Below are 16,432 nucleotides of genomic sequence, written 5' to 3' on the forward strand. Positions count from 1 at the left end.
GCCGGCCGTGACAGAGAAGTTCGACGCGATCATCGTCGGTGCCGGTCAAGCGGGGCCGCCGCTGGCGGGCCGGCTGACCGAGGCCGGGCAGCAGGTCGCGGTGATCGAGCGCAAACTGTTCGGCGGCACCTGCGTCAACTACGGCTGCATCCCCACCAAGACGTTGGTGGCCAGCGCGCACGCGGCACACCTGGCGCGGCGCGGGGCGGAATACGGTGTCAGCACAGGCGATGTCACCGTCGACATGCGAAAGGTCAAGGCCCGCAAGGACGCCATCGTCGATGATGACCGCCGCGGCGTCGAGGGCTGGCTGGACGGCATGCCCGGATGCACGGTGATCCGGGGCCATGCCCGGTTCGAGAGCCCGCACACCATCCGGGTCGACGACCGGGTGTTGAAGGCCGACCGGATCTTCCTCAACGTCGGTGGCAGGGCGGTGGCTCCCGACATGCCCGGCCTCTCCGAAATCGACTACATGACCAACGTCGGCATCCTCGAACTCGCCACCGTGCCGGAACATCTGGTCATCATCGGCGGCAGCTACATCGCGCTGGAGTTCGCGCAGATGTACCGGCGGTTCGGCGCCGAGGTCACGGTGATCGAGAAGGGACCACGGCTGACCTCACGGGAAGACGAGGACGTCTCGGCCGCCATCAAGGAGATCCTGGAAGCCGAGGGCATCGAGGTGGTCGTCGATGCGAACGCGATCCGGTTCACCAAGCACGACAACGGTTTCGAGGTGATACCCCGCGACGGTGCGCAGCCCGTCGCCGGCACCCACCTGCTGATGGCGGTGGGTCGGCAGCCCAACACCGACGACCTCGGTCTGGACAGGGCCGGCGTCGAAACCGACGAGCGGGGCTACATCGTGGTCGACGATCAGCTGCGCACCAACGTCGCCCACATCTGGGCGATGGGGGACTGCAACGGCCGGGGCGCCTTCACGCACACGTCGTACAACGACTTCGAGATCGTGGCGGCCAACCTGCTCGACGACGATCCGCGCCGGGTCAGCGATCGCGTGCTGACCTATGCGCTCTACATCGATCCGCCGCTGGGCCGGGCCGGTATGACGGTCGACCAGGTGCGCCGGTCAGGACGAAAGGCGTTGGTGAGCAAGCGGCCGATGACTCGGGTGGGGCGCGCCGTCGAGAAGGGGGAGACGCAGGGTTTCATGAAGGTGGTGGTCGACGCCGAAACCGAGAAGATCCTCGGCGCGGCGATCCTGGGCGTCGGCGGCGACGAGGTCATCCACGCGATCCTCGACATCATGACCGCCGACGAGCCCTACACCGCGATCTCGCGCACCATGCACATCCACCCCACGGTCAGCGAGTTGGTGCCGACGATGCTGCAGGAGATGACTCCGCTGACGTAGCCGAACGTCCGATGTTGAGCTGCCGGGTCACCAGCGCTACCCGCGCCCCGAGGTGACGGCAGGTCTGGATATCGGCGGCGTGAACCCGGTCGGTTCCGGCGTCCACGTCGGTCTGCGCGCCCGCGCCCAGCCAGAAGCCCAACCGGTTGAGATCGCTTTCGCTGCCGCGTGAACTGTTCCATCCCGGGGGCAGTCCCAGGTTGACCCAGTGCATGTGGTGTTGCGCCGCGAACACGGCCAATGACATCAGCGTGCCGAGCTTGTCGCCGGACTTGGCGCCCGAGTTGGTGAAGCCGGCGGCGGTCTTGTCCCGCCAGGTGCCCTCGACGCAGCGTCGGCCGGTCTTCTCGGCGAACGCCTGGAAACCCGCCGAGACGTTGCCCATGTAGGTCGCGCTGCCGAACACGATGCCGTCGGCGCCGTCCAGGACGTCCCAGTCGGTCTCGGTCATCCGGTCGACGGCGATCACCGTGACGTCCGCGCCGACCTCCCGCGCGCCCGCGGCGACAGCGTCGGCGAGCACCGCGGTGTGCCCGAACCCGGATTGGTAGGCGACCGCCAGCGCGGGCGCTGCGATGTCAGAACCGTTGTGCGTCATGTCAGTCGAACTCCAATCGTGTTGATCCGGTGATCTCTTGACGGCGCGTCATCCAATCCGGCAACGCGTCGCCCGCGAGGTAGGCTTCGAGCCGATCGAGAAACGCGTGGGTGCCGCTGCGAAATCCCTTGGCATTGCCCACACCCAGGCCGCGGTGGGTGAACCGCAGCAGCGTGCCGTCGCCGTCGGGGATCAGTTCGTAGCGCACCACGCCGTCCTCGACGATCGGCTGTTTCCATTCGTGCTCGAGGACTCTCGGCGGATCCCACACCAGGATGCGGCCGGTCATCCGCTTACGTTCGGGGGGTAGCGGCGGGCCGGTGGCGACCATCTCGATCGAGCCGCCTTCGCGTGCATCGATCGTCGTCTCACCGAACCACTGGCGACGCTCGGCCGGGTCGGTGATCGCCGACCACACCGCCTCCACCGGGTACGGCAGGCGACGCTCGAACATGAGCACCGCACGGTCGCCGTCGACGGTGAGTTTGCCTTCGCGCGCGGTCATTTCCGGTCCCCGTGCTTGTCGTGCAGGTGACGCTCCAGGGCATCCAGATGATCGGCCCAGTAGTGCCGATAGCGCTCGATCCACTTGTCGATCGCGACCAGACCGTCGGCGCGCAGCGCGTAGATCCGGCGCTGCGCGTCGGGGCGAACCTCGACCAACCCGACCTCGCGCAGCACCCGCAGATGCCGGGACACCGTCGGCTGGGTCAGCTCGGGCAGCGTGGCCACCAGTTCGCCCGCGGTGCGCTCGCCGTCGATGAGCGCATCGAGCAGGGCGCGCCGACTCGGTTCGGCGACCGCTTCGAAGACGTCCATGCCCGCAAATATTGCATCTTATCTATATAGATGCAAGCGCATATATGCTCAGCGGCGCTGCACCAGCAGCGTCTGCGCCGACGTGCCGATAAAGCCCTGGCGGTCAAAGATTTCCGCGGTGGTCACCCCGATGCTGTCGGGCCCGATCGAGCCGCGGCCACGCAACGCGAAGTCGGTGCCTACCGGTAACCGGTGCAGATGCACAGCGGTGTCGGTGTTCATGAACACGAACCGTTCGGGGTCGAGCGCCGCCCCGGCCCCGTTGGCCGAATCGACCACCATTGCAAGCGCCTGCAGATCCGTCATCGGTTCGGAATCCACCAGCGAGACAAGCGGGCTCAGCCAGATCACGCTTCCGGTATCGCCGGTGCCGGGCTGCCTGCGCCAGCTCACCGTCTCGAGGTAGCCCGGTGCGCCGTGCCAGCCGTGCGGTACGGCCAACGCCTCGCCCTCGACCAGCGGGGGATAGCGGTCGGTGGCAACGTCGGCGGTGTCGCTGGTGGCCAGCAGCCACGCCGTGACGCGCGCAACCACCCGATAGTCGCCGTCGGGCCGCTGCGCGGACATCTCGGCGACCATCAACGAGATCCGCTTACCCGGGCGGTCCACCCAGGCCCGCACCCGCACCCGGGCCACCGGGATCGCACCGAGGATGTCCAGCGTCAGCCGCCCGATGCGCAACCCGGAATCGCCTGCGAGCGCCTCGATGTGCTTGGTCATCAGCGCCAACGGCGGTGAGCCGTGCTGGATCTCGGCGTCCCAGTTGCTGCGGGTGCCGTCGGTGGAATCGAAGATCGCGAACTCGCCGTCGGAGCCGACCCGGCGGTAGTGGCAGTCGATCACGCAGCCGGCTCCGCGCCGCGCAGCACCACTTCGGTTGCTGGGCCCGCACCTTCGTCCGGCACGCGCGGCCAGCCGGGATACGGCGGCGGCGTGCCGCCGAACACCGGGCAGTGCGCATGGTGGGCGCACCAGTCACACAGCCGCGACGGGCTGGGCCGGAAATCGCCGCTGGCCCCGGCGGCTTGGATGGCCCGCCAGATCGCCATCAGCGTCTTCTCGAACCGCAGCAGCTCGTCGGTGTCGGGGGTGTAGTCCAGGATCTGGCCGTCGGCCAGGTACAGCAGCCGCAGTCGGGTGGGCACCACGCCACGTGAGCGCAGCAGCGCCACCGCGTAGAACTTCATCTGGAACATGGCCTTGAACTCGGCGGCTGCCCGTGCCTCCGGCGGCGCCTTGCCGGTCTTGTAATCGACCACGCGCAGCTCCCCGGTGGGCGCGACGTCGATGCGGTCGACGAAACCCCGCAGCAGCGTGCCGTCCTCGAGCTCGACCTCGACTCGCAGTTCGCAGCTCTGCGGGTCGAACCGCCTCGGATCCTCGAGGCGGTAATAGCCCGACAACAACGCCCGCGCCTCGTCCAGCAGGGTGGGGTCTATCTGCGCGGCCAGCCCGGGCTCGGCCGCCACCAGCTGTTCGGCGGCCGGGACGACCAGCGTCAGCGCCGTCTCGCGGCCCCGTTCGGCGGCGGGCAGCGCGTAGAGCCGCTCCAGGGCCGCATGCACCACCGAGCCGCGCACCTGCGCGGGCGAAGGCGGCTCAGGCAACCGGTCGATCGCGCGGAACCGGTACAGCAGCGGGCACTGCTTGAAGTCGGCCGCACGCGACGGTGACAACGCCGGACGCCGGGCCGTCTGATCCGGCTCGTCCGGCAGGCTGCGCGCCGGCACGTCGGTCATGAGAGCAGCCTATGACCCGGCTCTGACAACCCCCGGGCACCCGTGGCGGCGAGTCGACTGGCACGCTGAAAGGCTGTGGCAGGGAAATCGCGGACCGGTCCGTTCGCCGTCGGCGATCGCGTTCAGCTCACCGACGCGAAGGGCAGGCACTACACGATGGTGCTCACCCCCGGCGGTGAGTTCCACACCCACCGCGGCGTCATCTCGCTCGACGACGTGATCGGGCTGCCGGAGGGCAGCGTCGTGAAGTCGACCAGCGGCGACCAGTTCCTGGTGATGCGTCCTCTGCTCGTCGACTACGTGATGTCGATGCCGCGGGGTGCGCAGGTGGTCTATCCGAAGGACGCCGCCCAGATCGTGCATGAGGGCGACATCTTCCCCGGGGCCGCGGTGCTGGAGGCCGGCGCGGGATCCGGTGCGCTGACGTGCTCGCTGCTGCGCGCCGTCGGCCGTGAGGGCCGGGTGACCTCGTATGAGCTGCGTGAGGACCATGCCGAGCACGCGGCTCGCAACGTCGAAACGTTTTTCGGCGAGCGGCCGGACAACTGGGAGTTGGTGATCGGCGACCTCGCCGACTACGCGGGCCCGGAAGTCGACCGCGTCGTGCTGGACATGCTGGCCCCCTGGGACGTGCTGGAGGCGGTCGCGAGCGCGCTGGTGCCCGGCGGTGTGCTGATGATCTACGTCGCGACGGTGACCCAGCTGTCACGCGCGGTGGAGGCGCTGCGCGAACAGCAGTGCTGGACCGAGCCGAGGGCCTGGGAGAGCATGCAGCGCGGGTGGCACGTCGTCGGCCTCGCGGTGCGCCCGCAGCACACGATGCGTGGACATACGGCGTTTCTGATCAGCGCGCGCAGGCTGGCGCCCGGAACGGTGGCGCCGACGCCGGCACGGCGCAAACGTCAACTCGGCAACGGCATCTAGTCCGATTTTGATCGCCGAGACCGACGCAATGGTCGAAATCCGGGCCGCGAAACGACCAAAGCGTCGGTTTCGGCGGAAACCTAGTTATCCGTGTCGCGCAGCAGGCCCCGCTGCGCCGACAACAGCTCCATCTCCGGGCGTGCCGCCACCAACCGCTCGGCGGCGTCGAGCACCTCGACCACATGGTCGCGATCCGCGGACACCACCGCGACGCCGATGTTCGCGCGGCGGTACAGGTCCTGGGCGCCGGTCTCGGCGGCCGACACGGAGAACCGGCGTCGCAACTCGGCGATGACGGGCCGGATCACCGACCGCTTCTGCTTGAGCGACCGCACGTCGCCGAGCAGGAGATCGAATTGCAGCCAGCCGATCCACATCGGGATCAGCGCGTCGGTGTCGGTGACGGGTCCTTGTCCGCATACAGCAGCACGTCGGCAGTCTGACGGGTCAACTGCCAGCTGTCTTGGGCGGGGCTGAACTCCATCGGGAAGGCGAACTCGCCGGCTTGCGGATCGGCGGGCTTGATGACGATGCGTGCCACGATGCCGCCCGGCTCGCCCTGCGACCAGCTCATGTCGTGTGCCTCCACGGTCAGCGGGGCGAAGCCGCCGTCGGCGAGCGCGCGGGCGAACTTGTCGAGCGCGGCAGCGTCGTCGGGGGTGGCGTGCTGCACCAGGTTGAGCTTCTCGACGCCGGGCACGGCCGGATCGGCGAGCCGGTAGATCACGTCGGTCAGTGCGGTGTCGGGGGGAAGCGGGGCCGCGGCGGGGTCGGGCTCAGATGGCACCGTGGGGGGTTTGGTGATGGGCGGCAGCGTCTCGCTGGCCGCGGGTGGGGACGGGTCGTCCGCGCCACACGCGCCAAGCCCGAGCGCCGCCGCGATCGCGACGGCGCCCAGGACGAGGAATCGCGCGGTGCGGTGCACCGGACCGATCAGCCGGCTGCCGACAGCAGGGCCAAGGCCGACGCCTTCGAGATCTGCCAGCCGGTCGGACTCGGACCCGCGACGAAGAGGACGTTCTGGGTGGCCACCGAGCCGTTGGCGGCCGCGGCGGTGACGTTCGCGGTCGCGGACGGGCCGTTCTGCTCAATTCCGGAGAGCGTGAAGGACAGCGGGAATACGCCCCGCTCCGCGGCGTTGTTGAACGCACGGTCCGCGGTGAGGGCCTCGATTCGCCCGATGCCGCCCTGAATGTAGGCCTCCTTGGCGCCGCCGAAGGAGCCTCCACCGGCAAGCGCGTTGAGCGTCGTCAGCAGCGGGCCCTCGAGCTCCGGTGCCGGCGCCTGCGGTAGGGGGATGTCCCATACCACCGGTTGCACGGCCGGCGCGGCAGAATTCACAGTGGATGCAACGGAAGTCACACCCGCCGCCGCGCCGCCTACGACAGCAGCCGCTGCCACGCCGGTAACGAGGGTTTTCAGGGTCACGATTGTCCTTTCGGTCGGCCCGACTGAGCAGAGAGGTTAACAAGTAGTGGTGGTGTGTCGAATTGCTACACCGCACACAATGCGTGAATCGCCGGTAGCGTTGATGTTGTTACTGCACCAACTTCCGGTGCGGGAAGGGGCGCAACATGAGTGAATCCGAGCGTTCCGAACCCTACCCAGAGGGTTTCGGCAGCCGCGAATCAGGCATGTCCAGCGACGATGCCGCTGAGCTCGAGGAGCTGCGCCGGGAGGCCGCGCTTCTGCGAGAGCAGTTGGAGAACTCGGTGGGCGCGCAGAGCGGGCTGCGCAGCGCGCGTGATGTGCATCAGCTCGAGGCGCGCATCGATTCGCTTGCGGCCCGAAACGCCAAATTGATGGAAACTCTTAAAGAGGCTCGCCAGCAGCTGCTCGCCTTGCGCGAAGAGGTCGATCGCCTCGGCCAGCCGCCGAGCGGATACGGCGTGCTGCTCGGAGTGCAGGACGACGACACCGTCGACGTGTTCACCTCCGGCCGCAAGATGCGCCTGACGTGCTCGCCGAACATTGACACCAAGACGCTCAAGCAGGGCCAGACGGTCCGGCTCAACGAAGCGCTGACGGTCGTGGAGGCCGGCAACTTCGAGGCGGTCGGTGAGATCAGCACGCTGCGTGAGATTCTCGCCGACGGTCATCGGGCACTCGTCGTGGGTCACGCCGACGAGGAACGCATCGTCTGGCTGGCCGAGCCGCTGGTCTCGGCGGGCGACCTGCCCGATGACGACGACGCACCCGACGACGGCCGGCCCCGCCGGCTGCGGCCGGGCGACTCGCTGCTCGTCGACACAAAGGCCGGATACGCCTTCGAGCGGATTCCCAAGGCCGAGGTCGAGGACCTGGTGCTCGAGGAAGTTCCCGATGTCAGCTACAACGACATCGGCGGGCTGGGTCGCCAGATCGAGCAGATCCGCGACGCGGTCGAGCTGCCGTTCCTGCACAAGGAGCTCTACCGGGAGTACTCGCTGCGTCCGCCCAAGGGTGTGCTGCTCTACGGCCCGCCCGGCTGCGGTAAGACGCTGATCGCCAAGGCGGTCGCCAACTCGCTGGCCAAGAAGATGGCTGAGGTGCGCGGCGACGACGCCCGCGAGGCCAAGAGCTACTTCCTCAACATCAAGGGCCCGGAGCTGCTGAACAAGTTCGTCGGCGAGACCGAGCGCCACATCCGGCTGATCTTCCAGCGGGCGCGCGAGAAGGCGTCCGAGGGCACCCCGGTGATCGTGTTCTTCGACGAGATGGACTCGATCTTCCGCACCCGCGGCACGGGCGTGAGCTCGGATGTGGAGACCACGGTCGTGCCACAGCTGCTGTCGGAGATCGACGGTGTCGAGGGGCTGGAGAACGTCATCGTCATCGGCGCCTCCAACCGCGAGGACATGATCGACCCGGCGATCCTGCGGCCCGGCCGCCTGGACGTCAAGATCAAGATCGAGCGGCCGGATGCCGAAGCGGCGCAGGACATCTTCAGCAAGTACCTGACCGAGGACCTGCCGGTGCACGCCGACGACCTCGCCGAGTTCAACGGCGACCGGTCGCTGACCATCAAGGCGATGATCGAGAAGGTCGTCGACCGGATGTACGCCGAGATCGACGACAACCGGTTCCTCGAGGTGACCTACGCCAACGGCGACAAAGAGGTCATGTACTTCAAGGACTTCAACTCCGGCGCGATGATCCAGAACGTCGTCGACCGGGCCAAGAAGTACGCGATCAAGTCGGTGCTGGAGACCGGTCAGCCCGGTCTGCGCATCCAGCATCTGCTCGACTCGATCGTCGACGAGTTCGCCGAGAACGAGGACCTGCCCAACACCACCAATCCCGATGACTGGGCGCGGATCTCGGGCAAGAAGGGCGAGCGCATCGTCTACATCCGCACGCTGGTCACCGGCAAGACGTCGTCGGCCAGCCGGGCGATCGACACCGAGAGCAACCTGGGCCAATACCTGTAGCGCTATCACCGCGAGCGTGCGTGTCAGAGGGCGACACGCCGCTCAGGCGCAAGAGTTTGCGCACGCTCGCGGCGCGGCGTCGGGTCGGTCAGGTCTGCAGCGAGTAGCTGTTGGCCAGGTCGTCCTGGGTCACGCAGGCGTCCTCGGTCGCGGTGTCGACCACCAACGGCGACGTCAGCGCCCGCGCTCGGAAGGTCCAGCCCGCAGGTAGCGACAGCCGGGCCGCCAACCCGGGCAGGTCGGCCAGCGACAACGACGGATCGACCGTCTGACTCCAGGTCTGCATCACCCAGGCTCGGCCGTCGGGGTCGACGAGCTCGTAGACCTCGCGGCCGGCGTCGAAGGTGAACACCGCCTTGCGGTCCACGCGGTTGACGTTGTAGGGCCCGGGGTTCATCGAAGCCATCTGCACGGTCGCCTGGCAGATCATTTCGATACCGCCGAAGGTCTTGCGCTCCAGTGTTTCTCGACCGCGTTTGCCGATGCTGTTCATCAGCCAATAGCGGGGCCCGTTGAGCAGAGCGGCGACGGCGCCGTTGTCGGCGGCGATGGCCTCCGCGTCGAGCTTCTCCCACAGCTCGGCGGGGCAGTCGTTGAGGGGAAAGGTGTTGTAGACGGTGGCTTCCGGACCGCTCGGGCCGTTGCGCACCAGCAGGACCTCGCCGTAGCGCTTTCCGAAGACGTCGGTCGTCGTGGTCATGTCGTCGGACATACCGCGAACGTATCCGCGCCGGCGCGACGAGCGTGCGCGAAATCGTGAAAATTCTCGGCGTGTCGGGCTCAGACACGCACGCTCGCCCTCCTGGTGCAGGGGGTCAGCGGGTGGTTTCCATCTCCAGGTAGGCGTCTCGACCGGCGAGGCTGACGGCCACATCGGCGATCAGCGGTTCGAAGAACCGCTCCCGGTACAGGGGGTCGACGCTGGTGCTGACGGTGAAGTACAGCCCCGACAGCACAGCCACGAACAGCGACACGTGCACCACCGTCTGCGGGACCGGCACGGTGACGCCGAACCACGTTCCCGGACATGGCGGTTGCCCCACGGCACAGGACTGCTCGGCCGACCACAGCACGGCCACGTCGTCGGGCACGGCGACGATGCCCAACGCCAGGAAGAACGCGAAGATCCCGACGGTGAAGAACACCACCTGGATCGCCTGCGACACCACCATCACCGCGACGACGTTGACCTGCTCGGCCAGCGACAGGGCAGTGCGCGCAGGCTCGCGTCCGGGCTGGACGGCCAGCGGGGTGCCAACCAGCAGCTTGGCGGGATCGTGCAGTTCGGCACGGTCCTCGCGCAGGGCCTGCACCTCGTCGCGGATGGTGGTCACCACGAACAACAGCGCCACGATCGAGAGGAAACCGATTGTCTCCCAGAGTCGTTGACGGGACATCCGAGCCGCCAACTGCCACAGCTCACCGGTGAAATACACCACCACGGTGATCATCAACAGCGGCAGCGCCCGACTCATCAGCGTGCCGAGCGCTCCCAGCTGCACCGACGCGAACCGGAACGCCCACAGCGCGATCGAGCCGAACCCGATGTAGGTCAACCAGATCGCCATAAGCGCGATCAGCGCGAACACCAGCGCCTCGGCCGCGGCGATACCCGAAAATCCGCTGTCGGCGAACGGAAGCCCGAACACGAACAGGGCCATCACCAGCAGCGCCGCGGATCGTCGACCCGCTTCGGAGCGCGTCGTTCTCGCCCGGTGCAGCGCGTGCAGCGCGAACGGCGCCGCGATCAACACGAGGCTCAGCACCGCCAGGCGGGCCGCGAGGCCGTAGTCGGGATCGGCGCCGGTCAGCACGGCCAGCGTCATCGTCAGCGCCACCACGGCGCCGATGCCGCTGACCATCGGCGCGGAGCGCTCCACCAGCGCACGCGAACGGACCCGGCGGGTCAGCACCAGCGGCAGCCCGCGCTGCAGGAACCAGTCATGGACCTGCCGCATGTCGGACACCGCCACATTGTGCGCGATGACGACGGCTCCCGCGGGTCAGCGCGCCGAGACGTAGGCCCGGTAGCGGTTGCGGGCCACCAACGTCAGCCGCAGATCGTCGGTCAGCGGATCGAGGAACTGCGTGCGGTAGTCACTGTCGCCGACCGACCTGGCGCTGACGTACATGAACGTCAGCGCGCCCAGGAACATGGTCACGTGCAGCAGCGCCTGGGGCACCGGGATCGTCATGCCGAGAAGCGTTCCGTCGCTTGACCCGTTCTGCGTCCAGGCGGCCAACACGTCGGGGGACAGCACGATCAGCCCCAGCACAAGGAAGATCAGCGCCGTGACGACGGCCACGACGAGGATGTGGGCGAGCTGGGAGACCACCAACACGAACATCACGTTGAGCTGCTCGGGCCTGCGCAGCGGGAGGGTGCCCGGTGGGTCGGGCATCGCCTCGAAAGGTGTTGCGTCCAAGTGTGCTTCACGGCCGTCGAGCAGGCCCTGGGTTTCCATCAGCGGCCGGAACCTGTCGCCCGTCACCGACACCAGGAAGGTCGCGGCGATCAGCCCGAGAAACACCACCGCCAGCCACATCCGCTCCCGTGAGATCTTGCCCGCCATCAACCACACCGGCGAGTTGAAGAACACCAGAATCGTCAGCAGCAGCACCGGCAACGCTCTGATCACCAGCGAGCCCGCGGCGGCCAGGTGCGACAACGTCATTCGCGCCGTCCAGCTCATGATCGACCCGGCGCCGCACGCGGTGGCCGCCAGAATGATGGCGACGACGATCGCCTCGAAGATCAGGTCGCCGATCACCCGTGGGCCCGGCCCACCGACGATGCCGCCCGCGACGGCGACGGCCAGCGACGCCGTCGCCGCCACGGTGCGCCCCGACACCGTGGCGATGCGTGACACCAGCCAGCCGATCAACGCCGCGGCAGGCAGCACCAGGACCACCAGCGCCAGCACGAACCACTCGGTGCGGGTCGGCTGCCCGTCGATGTTGATGGTGTGCTTGCCGGTGACCTGCACCACGAGTGCGGAATTGGCCATGAACACCGCGAACGCCGCCAGCGCCGGCGCAGACCGCGGCCACACGCGACGGACCAGGGCGCCCGGCCGCAGCACGGCGGGCAGTCCGTGGTCGAGGAACCAGGCATCGGCGGCGCGGCGCAGCGCCACCTCATCGGCCTGTTTGGCCTGGCGATTGGACGGCACGGTGGCAGGCTACTGTGCGGCGTCGCCTACGCTGGGCGACATGCAACGGATTATCGGGACCGAGGTCGAGTACGGCATTTCGTCGCCGTCCGATCCGACCGCGAATCCGATTCTGACGTCGACGCAGGCGGTGCTGGCCTATGCGGCCGCCGCCGGGATCCAGCGTGCCAAGCGCACCCGCTGGGACTACGAGGTGGAATCGCCGCTGCGCGACGCCCGCGGATTCGATTTGAGCCGCTCGGCGGGGCCGCCGCCGATCGTGGACGCCGACGAGGTCGGCGCCGCCAACATGATCCTCACCAACGGCGCGCGGCTGTACGTCGACCATGCCCACCCGGAGTACTCGGCGCCGGAGACCACCGACCCGCTGGACGCGGTGATCTGGGACAAGGCCGGTGAGCGGGTGATGGAGGCCGCCGCGCGGCACGTCGCCAGCGTGCCGGGGGCCGTCAAACTGCAGCTCTACAAGAACAACGTGGACGGCAAGGGCGCCTCCTACGGTTCGCACGAGAACTACCTGATGTCGCGTCAGACGCCGTTCTCCGCGGTGATCGCCGGGCTGACGCCGTTCCTGGTGTCCCGCCAGGTGGTCACCGGTTCGGGACGGGTCGGCATCGGCCCGTCCGGTGACGAGCCGGGCTTCCAGCTCTCCCAGCGCGCCGACTACATCGAGGTCGAGGTCGGCCTGGAGACCACGCTCAAGCGCGGCATCATCAACACCCGCGACGAGCCGCACGCCGACGCCGACAAGTACCGCCGGCTGCACGTGATCATCGGCGACGCCAACCTGTCGGAGACCTCGACCTACCTCAAGCTCGGCACCACCGCGCTGGTGCTCGACCTGATCGAGGAGGGCCCACAATTCGGAGCCGACCTCTCCGACCTGGCTCTGGCCCGGCCGGTGCACGCGGTTCACGTCCTCAGCCGAGACCCGTCGCTTCGGGCCACTGTCGCGCTTGCCGACGGCCGTGAGCTGACCGGGCTTGCGTTGCAACGCATTTACCTCGACCGGGTGGCCAAGCTGGTCGACAGCCGCGACCCCGACCCGCGCGCCAACGACATCGTCGAGACGTGGGCGCACGTGCTGGATCTGCTCGAACGCGACCCGATGGAGTGCGCGGAGATCCTCGACTGGCCCGCCAAGCTGCGGCTGCTGGAGGGCTTCCGGCAGCGCGAGAACCTGGGGTGGTCGGCGCCGCGGCTGCACCTCGTCGACCTGCAGTACTCCGATGTGCGCCTCGACAAGGGCCTCTACAACCGGCTGGTGGCGCGCGGATCGATGAAACGGCTGGTCACCGAGCAGCAGGTGCTCGACGCGGTCGACAACCCGCCCACCGACACCCGCGCGTACTTCCGCGGCGAGTGCCTGCGGCGGTTCGGGGCCGACATCGCGGCCGCCAGCTGGGACTCGGTCATCTTCGACCTGGGCGGGGATTCGCTCGTCCGGATTCCCACCCTGGAGCCGCTGCGCGGCAGCAAAGCGCACGTCGGCGCCCTGCTCGACTCGGTGGACAGCGCCGTCGAACTGGTCGAACAGCTCACGACCTGATCACACTAAGCACGGCATTTCGCGTGCCGACCGGTAGTGTGGAAGCACGGCGGGCAGCAGTGGGCCCGCCCGCGACGGCTATAGACATAGCAGGAGGCAGCGATGGCTCAGGAGCAGACCAAGCGTGGCGGTGGTGGCGGCGAGGACGACGACCTCACCGGCAGCACGGCCGCCGGGCAGGAGCGTCGCGAGAAGCTGGCGGAGGAAACCGACGATCTGCTGGACGAGATCGACGACGTTCTGGAGGAGAACGCCGAGGACTTCGTTCGCGCGTACGTCCAGAAAGGTGGACAGTGAGCTGGCCTGACCGCGAAAAGCTGGCCCTGCCCACCTCCTCTTTCCCCTCCTTCCCGGTAGCACCGTCTGTATCCATGGACCTGTCGTCCTTTTCCGATTTGTTGCGCCGTCAGGCGCCGGAGCTCTTACCCGTGAACACCCAGGCCGCGGTCACCGATGCGGTGCCGCACGGCACCACGATCGTCGCGCTGAAGTTCCCCGGCGGCGTGGTGATGGCCGGCGACCGCCGGTCCACCCAAGGCAACATGATCGCCGGCCGCGACGTGCAGAAGGTGTACATCACCGACGACTACACGGCGACCGGCATCGCGGGCACCGCGGCGATCGCGGTCGAGTTCGCCCGGCTCTACGCGGTCGAACTCGAGCACTACGAAAAGCTCGAAGGTGTGCCGTTGACGTTCGCCGGGAAGGTCAACCGACTGTCCACGATGGTGCGCGGCAACCTCGGCGCGGCCCTGCAGGGCTTCGTGGCCCTGCCGCTGCTCGCCGGATATGACCTCGACGACCCCAACCCCGAAGCGGCCGGGCGCATCGTGTCCTTCGACGCGGCGGGCGGGTGGAACTTCGAGGAAGAGGGCTATCAGTCGGTGGGCTCGGGCTCGATCTTCGCCAAGTCGTCGATGAAGAAGCTGTACTCCCAAGTCCGCGACGGTGATTCGGCGCTGCGGGTGGCCGTCGAGGCGCTCTACGACGCTGCCGATGACGACTCGGCGACCGGTGGGCCGGACCTGGTGCGCGGGATCTATCCGACGGCGGTGATCATCACCGAGGACGGCGCCGAGGAGGTGCCCGAACAACGGATCGCCGAGATCGCACGCGAAGTCATCGAAAACCGTTCGCGCGCCGACACGTTCGGCCCGGATGCCGTCCACCGGTCAACTGACGCGCGGGGAGACTCGTGAGCTTTCCATATTTCATCTCGCCCGAACAGGCGATGCGCGAGCGTTCGGAGCTCGCACGTAAGGGCATTGCCAAGGGCCGCAGCGTGGTGGTGCTGGCCTACGCCGACGGGGTGTTGTTCGTCGCCGAGAACCCTTCGCGTTCACTGCAGAAGGTCAGCGAACTCTACGACCGTGTCGGGTTCGCCGCGGTCGGGCGGTTCAACGAGTTCGACAACCTGCGTCGCGGCGGCATCCAGTTCGCCGACACCCGCGGATACGCATATGCCCGCCGCGACGTCACCGGCCGTCAGCTGGCCAACGTCTACGCGCAGACGCTCGGCACCATCTTCACCGAGCAGGCCAAGCCGTACGAGGTCGAGCTGTGTGTTGCCGAGGTCGCGCATTACGGCGAGACCAAACCGCCGGAGCTGTACCGCATCACCTACGACGGGTCGATCGCCGACGAGCCGCACTTCGTGGTCATGGGCGGCACCACGGATCCGATCACCGCGGCGCTCAATGAGTCCTACCGCGAGAACGCCAGCCTGGCCGATGCGGTGAAGATCGCGGTCGACGCGCTGAAGGTCGACGCCAACGGCGGCTCGGAACCGCGAAACCTCGGGCCTGCAACGCTGGAGGTGGCCATCCTGGACGCCAACCGGCCCCGGCGGGCGTTCCGCCGGATCACCGGCTCGGCGCTCGACAGGCTGCTGCCCGAGGATCAGGCGGGCAGCAGCTCCTAGGGCGCCGTCGGCTCCGCGTTCGGCGCCGCGCGGATGAGAATCAACTCGGCGAACTGCCGCGGGCACTCCAGCGGGGTGAAATGGCCGGCGTCGAACGCGAAATTGACCTGTACATCGGTGAAGTAGTAGTCGAGCCGGTCGGACCACTCCCGCGGAAACAGCGGATCGTGCTGGGGCCACAACACTTCGGCAGGCACGCGAATCTTGATGGCCCGCTCCGGCGGTAGCTCGGTGAGCGCCTGAGCGATCATTCCGGCGCCCGCGCGATACCAGGCGATCGACGCGGTGAACGCCCCGGGCAGCGCGTAGTCGCCCACCAGCCGCTCCAGCTCCTCGTCCGGCAGCGTGAAATTCGGGCCCGACCAGTGAACCCAGAAGTGGCGCAGGTAATCCCGCACCGCATCCGGGTTGCCGTCGATCAGCTGCGCGGCCACCGGTAGTTGATGGAAGGCCTGATACCAGAATTCGCTTTGGGCGTGCGCGCTGAGCACGCGGTCGCCGGCGCCGGGCAGCGGCGGTGACAGCACGAGCGCCGCGACGAGGTCGGGTTGCATCCGGGCCACGCTTTGCGCGACGCGGCTGCCGACGTCGTATCCGGCCAGCACCACCGGCGGCAGCTCCAGTTCCCGGATCAACCCGATGACGCTGCTGGCTTGGGCGGTCGCGCTGTAGAAATGCCGTACCGCGACGGCGTGCTTGTCGGAGCCGCCGAAGCCGCGCAGATCGGGCACGATGACGTCGGCGGCGTCGGCCAGCAGCGGTACGACGTGCCGGTAGTCGTGCCGGTTGCCGGGCCAGCCGTGCAGCAGCACCACCGGCGGCGCGCCCGGGGTGCCGTATCGGTCGAAAGCCAGCCGGAATCCGTCCACCGGGGCGCTGCGCGACCACATCGGCCCATTTTCGCCGGGTTTCTCCCGCGAG

General features: G+C 68.2%; 19 protein-coding genes. 7 read left to right on the plus strand and 12 right to left on the minus strand.

Going from position 1 to position 16,432, the window contains the following annotated elements; genetic code table 11:
• Window positions 1–7: 7 nt before the first annotated feature.
• A complete protein-coding gene (locus G6N28_RS22150) occupies window positions 8–1,378 on the plus strand; it encodes an FAD-containing oxidoreductase (protein ID WP_163904045.1) in 1,371 nt (456 codons plus the stop codon).
• Here the strand turns inward: G6N28_RS22150 and G6N28_RS22155 are convergent.
• From G6N28_RS22155 to G6N28_RS22175, 5 genes are read right to left on the minus strand one after another with little or no spacing between them, the layout of a single operon-like run.
• Window positions 1,329–1,976, minus strand: a complete 648-nt coding sequence (locus tag G6N28_RS22155; RefSeq protein WP_163904047.1) for a flavodoxin family protein — start codon at window positions 1,974–1,976, stop codon at window positions 1,329–1,331. The two genes, G6N28_RS22150 and G6N28_RS22155, sit on opposite strands and share 50 nt — an antisense overlap.
• A gap of 1 nt (window position 1,977) precedes the next feature.
• The gene (locus G6N28_RS22160; protein ID WP_163904049.1) at window positions 1,978–2,481 is read right to left on the minus strand and encodes an SRPBCC family protein; all 504 of its coding nucleotides are present in this window, start codon (window positions 2,479–2,481) and stop codon (window positions 1,978–1,980) included.
• Window positions 2,478–2,795 carry an ArsR/SmtB family transcription factor gene (locus G6N28_RS22165; protein ID WP_163904051.1) on the minus strand — a complete coding sequence of 106 codons (318 nt, stop codon included), beginning with the start codon at window positions 2,793–2,795 and terminating at the stop codon, window positions 2,478–2,480. Before G6N28_RS22165 ends, G6N28_RS22160 begins: the two co-directional genes overlap by 4 nt.
• 48 nt (window positions 2,796–2,843) lie before the next feature.
• Window positions 2,844–3,638, minus strand: a complete 795-nt coding sequence (locus tag G6N28_RS22170; protein WP_163904053.1) for a thioesterase family protein — start codon at window positions 3,636–3,638, stop codon at window positions 2,844–2,846.
• A complete protein-coding gene (locus tag G6N28_RS22175; protein ID WP_163904055.1) occupies window positions 3,635–4,534 on the minus strand; it encodes a RecB family exonuclease in 900 nt (299 codons plus the stop codon). The genes G6N28_RS22170 and G6N28_RS22175 overlap by 4 nt, the downstream gene beginning before the upstream one ends.
• 75 nt (window positions 4,535–4,609) lie before the next feature.
• Here G6N28_RS22175 and G6N28_RS22180 point away from each other — a divergent pair, with 75 nt between their 5' ends.
• On the plus strand, window positions 4,610–5,458 hold the full coding sequence (locus G6N28_RS22180; RefSeq protein WP_163904058.1) for a tRNA (adenine-N1)-methyltransferase: 849 nt from the start codon (window positions 4,610–4,612) through the stop codon (window positions 5,456–5,458).
• An 80-nt stretch (window positions 5,459–5,538) separates the two neighbouring features.
• Here G6N28_RS22180 and G6N28_RS22185 read toward each other — a convergent pair whose 3' ends face one another.
• Genes G6N28_RS22185 through G6N28_RS22195 form a run of 3 tightly spaced genes read right to left on the minus strand, consistent with a single transcriptional unit; the run spans window position 5,539 to window position 6,886 of the window.
• A complete protein-coding gene (locus G6N28_RS22185) occupies window positions 5,539–5,835 on the minus strand; it encodes a DUF503 domain-containing protein (protein WP_163904060.1) in 297 nt (98 codons plus the stop codon).
• 5 nt (window positions 5,836–5,840) lie between these two features.
• On the minus strand, window positions 5,841–6,383 hold the full coding sequence (locus tag G6N28_RS22190) for a lipoprotein LppK (RefSeq protein WP_163904062.1): 543 nt from the start codon (window positions 6,381–6,383) through the stop codon (window positions 5,841–5,843).
• Window positions 6,384–6,391: 8 nt separating this feature from the next.
• Window positions 6,392–6,886 (minus strand): MTB12 family secreted protein, encoded by a 495-nt coding sequence (locus G6N28_RS22195; RefSeq protein ID WP_163904064.1) that lies wholly within the window; start codon window positions 6,884–6,886, stop codon window positions 6,392–6,394.
• Window positions 6,887–7,032: 146 nt separating this feature from the next.
• Here G6N28_RS22195 and arc point away from each other — a divergent pair, with 146 nt between their 5' ends.
• Entirely contained in the window at window positions 7,033–8,868 is a 1,836-nt protein-coding gene (arc, locus tag G6N28_RS22200) for a proteasome ATPase (RefSeq protein ID WP_163904066.1), read from the plus strand.
• 88 nt (window positions 8,869–8,956) lie between these two features.
• On the opposite strand, the gene G6N28_RS22205 is transcribed toward arc, so the two are convergent.
• The 3 genes from G6N28_RS22205 to G6N28_RS22215 all read right to left on the minus strand — a co-directional run bounded on the left by G6N28_RS22205 (window position 8,957) and on the right by G6N28_RS22215 (window position 12,041).
• Window positions 8,957–9,580, minus strand: a complete 624-nt coding sequence (locus tag G6N28_RS22205; RefSeq protein ID WP_235674656.1) for a hypothetical protein — start codon at window positions 9,578–9,580, stop codon at window positions 8,957–8,959.
• 103 nt (window positions 9,581–9,683) lie between these two features.
• A complete protein-coding gene (locus tag G6N28_RS22210) occupies window positions 9,684–10,826 on the minus strand; it encodes a hypothetical protein (RefSeq protein ID WP_163906533.1) in 1,143 nt (380 codons plus the stop codon).
• 45 nt (window positions 10,827–10,871) lie between these two features.
• Complete coding sequence (locus G6N28_RS22215; protein ID WP_235674657.1) at window positions 10,872–12,041, minus strand: hypothetical protein; 1,170 nt, start codon at window positions 12,039–12,041, stop codon at window positions 10,872–10,874.
• A 40-nt stretch (window positions 12,042–12,081) separates the two neighbouring features.
• Between G6N28_RS22215 and dop the strand changes: the two genes are divergently transcribed.
• The 4 genes from dop (at window position 12,082) to prcA (ending at window position 15,511) form a co-directional block, all read left to right on the plus strand.
• Window positions 12,082–13,590, plus strand: coding sequence for a pup deamidase/depupylase (gene dop / locus G6N28_RS22220; RefSeq protein WP_163904068.1), 1,509 nt, complete (start codon window positions 12,082–12,084; stop codon window positions 13,588–13,590).
• Window positions 13,591–13,692: 102 nt separating this feature from the next.
• A complete protein-coding gene (locus tag G6N28_RS22225; RefSeq protein WP_003887572.1) occupies window positions 13,693–13,887 on the plus strand; it encodes a ubiquitin-like protein Pup in 195 nt (64 codons plus the stop codon).
• Complete coding sequence (gene prcB / locus G6N28_RS22230; protein ID WP_179962135.1) at window positions 13,884–14,789, plus strand: proteasome subunit beta; 906 nt, start codon at window positions 13,884–13,886, stop codon at window positions 14,787–14,789. Before G6N28_RS22225 ends, prcB begins: the two co-directional genes overlap by 4 nt.
• On the plus strand, window positions 14,786–15,511 hold the full coding sequence (prcA, locus tag G6N28_RS22235; RefSeq protein WP_163904073.1) for a proteasome subunit alpha: 726 nt from the start codon (window positions 14,786–14,788) through the stop codon (window positions 15,509–15,511). Before prcB ends, prcA begins: the two co-directional genes overlap by 4 nt.
• On the opposite strand, the gene G6N28_RS22240 is transcribed toward prcA, so the two are convergent.
• Complete coding sequence (locus tag G6N28_RS22240; RefSeq protein WP_163904075.1) at window positions 15,508–16,401, minus strand: alpha/beta fold hydrolase; 894 nt, start codon at window positions 16,399–16,401, stop codon at window positions 15,508–15,510. The two genes, prcA and G6N28_RS22240, sit on opposite strands and share 4 nt — an antisense overlap.
• Window positions 16,402–16,432: the final 31 nt, after the last annotated feature.

Origin of the sequence: Mycolicibacterium pulveris (genome assembly GCF_010725725.1) — a bacterium.
Classification (GTDB): Bacteria; Actinomycetota; Actinomycetes; order Mycobacteriales; family Mycobacteriaceae; genus Mycobacterium; species Mycobacterium pulveris.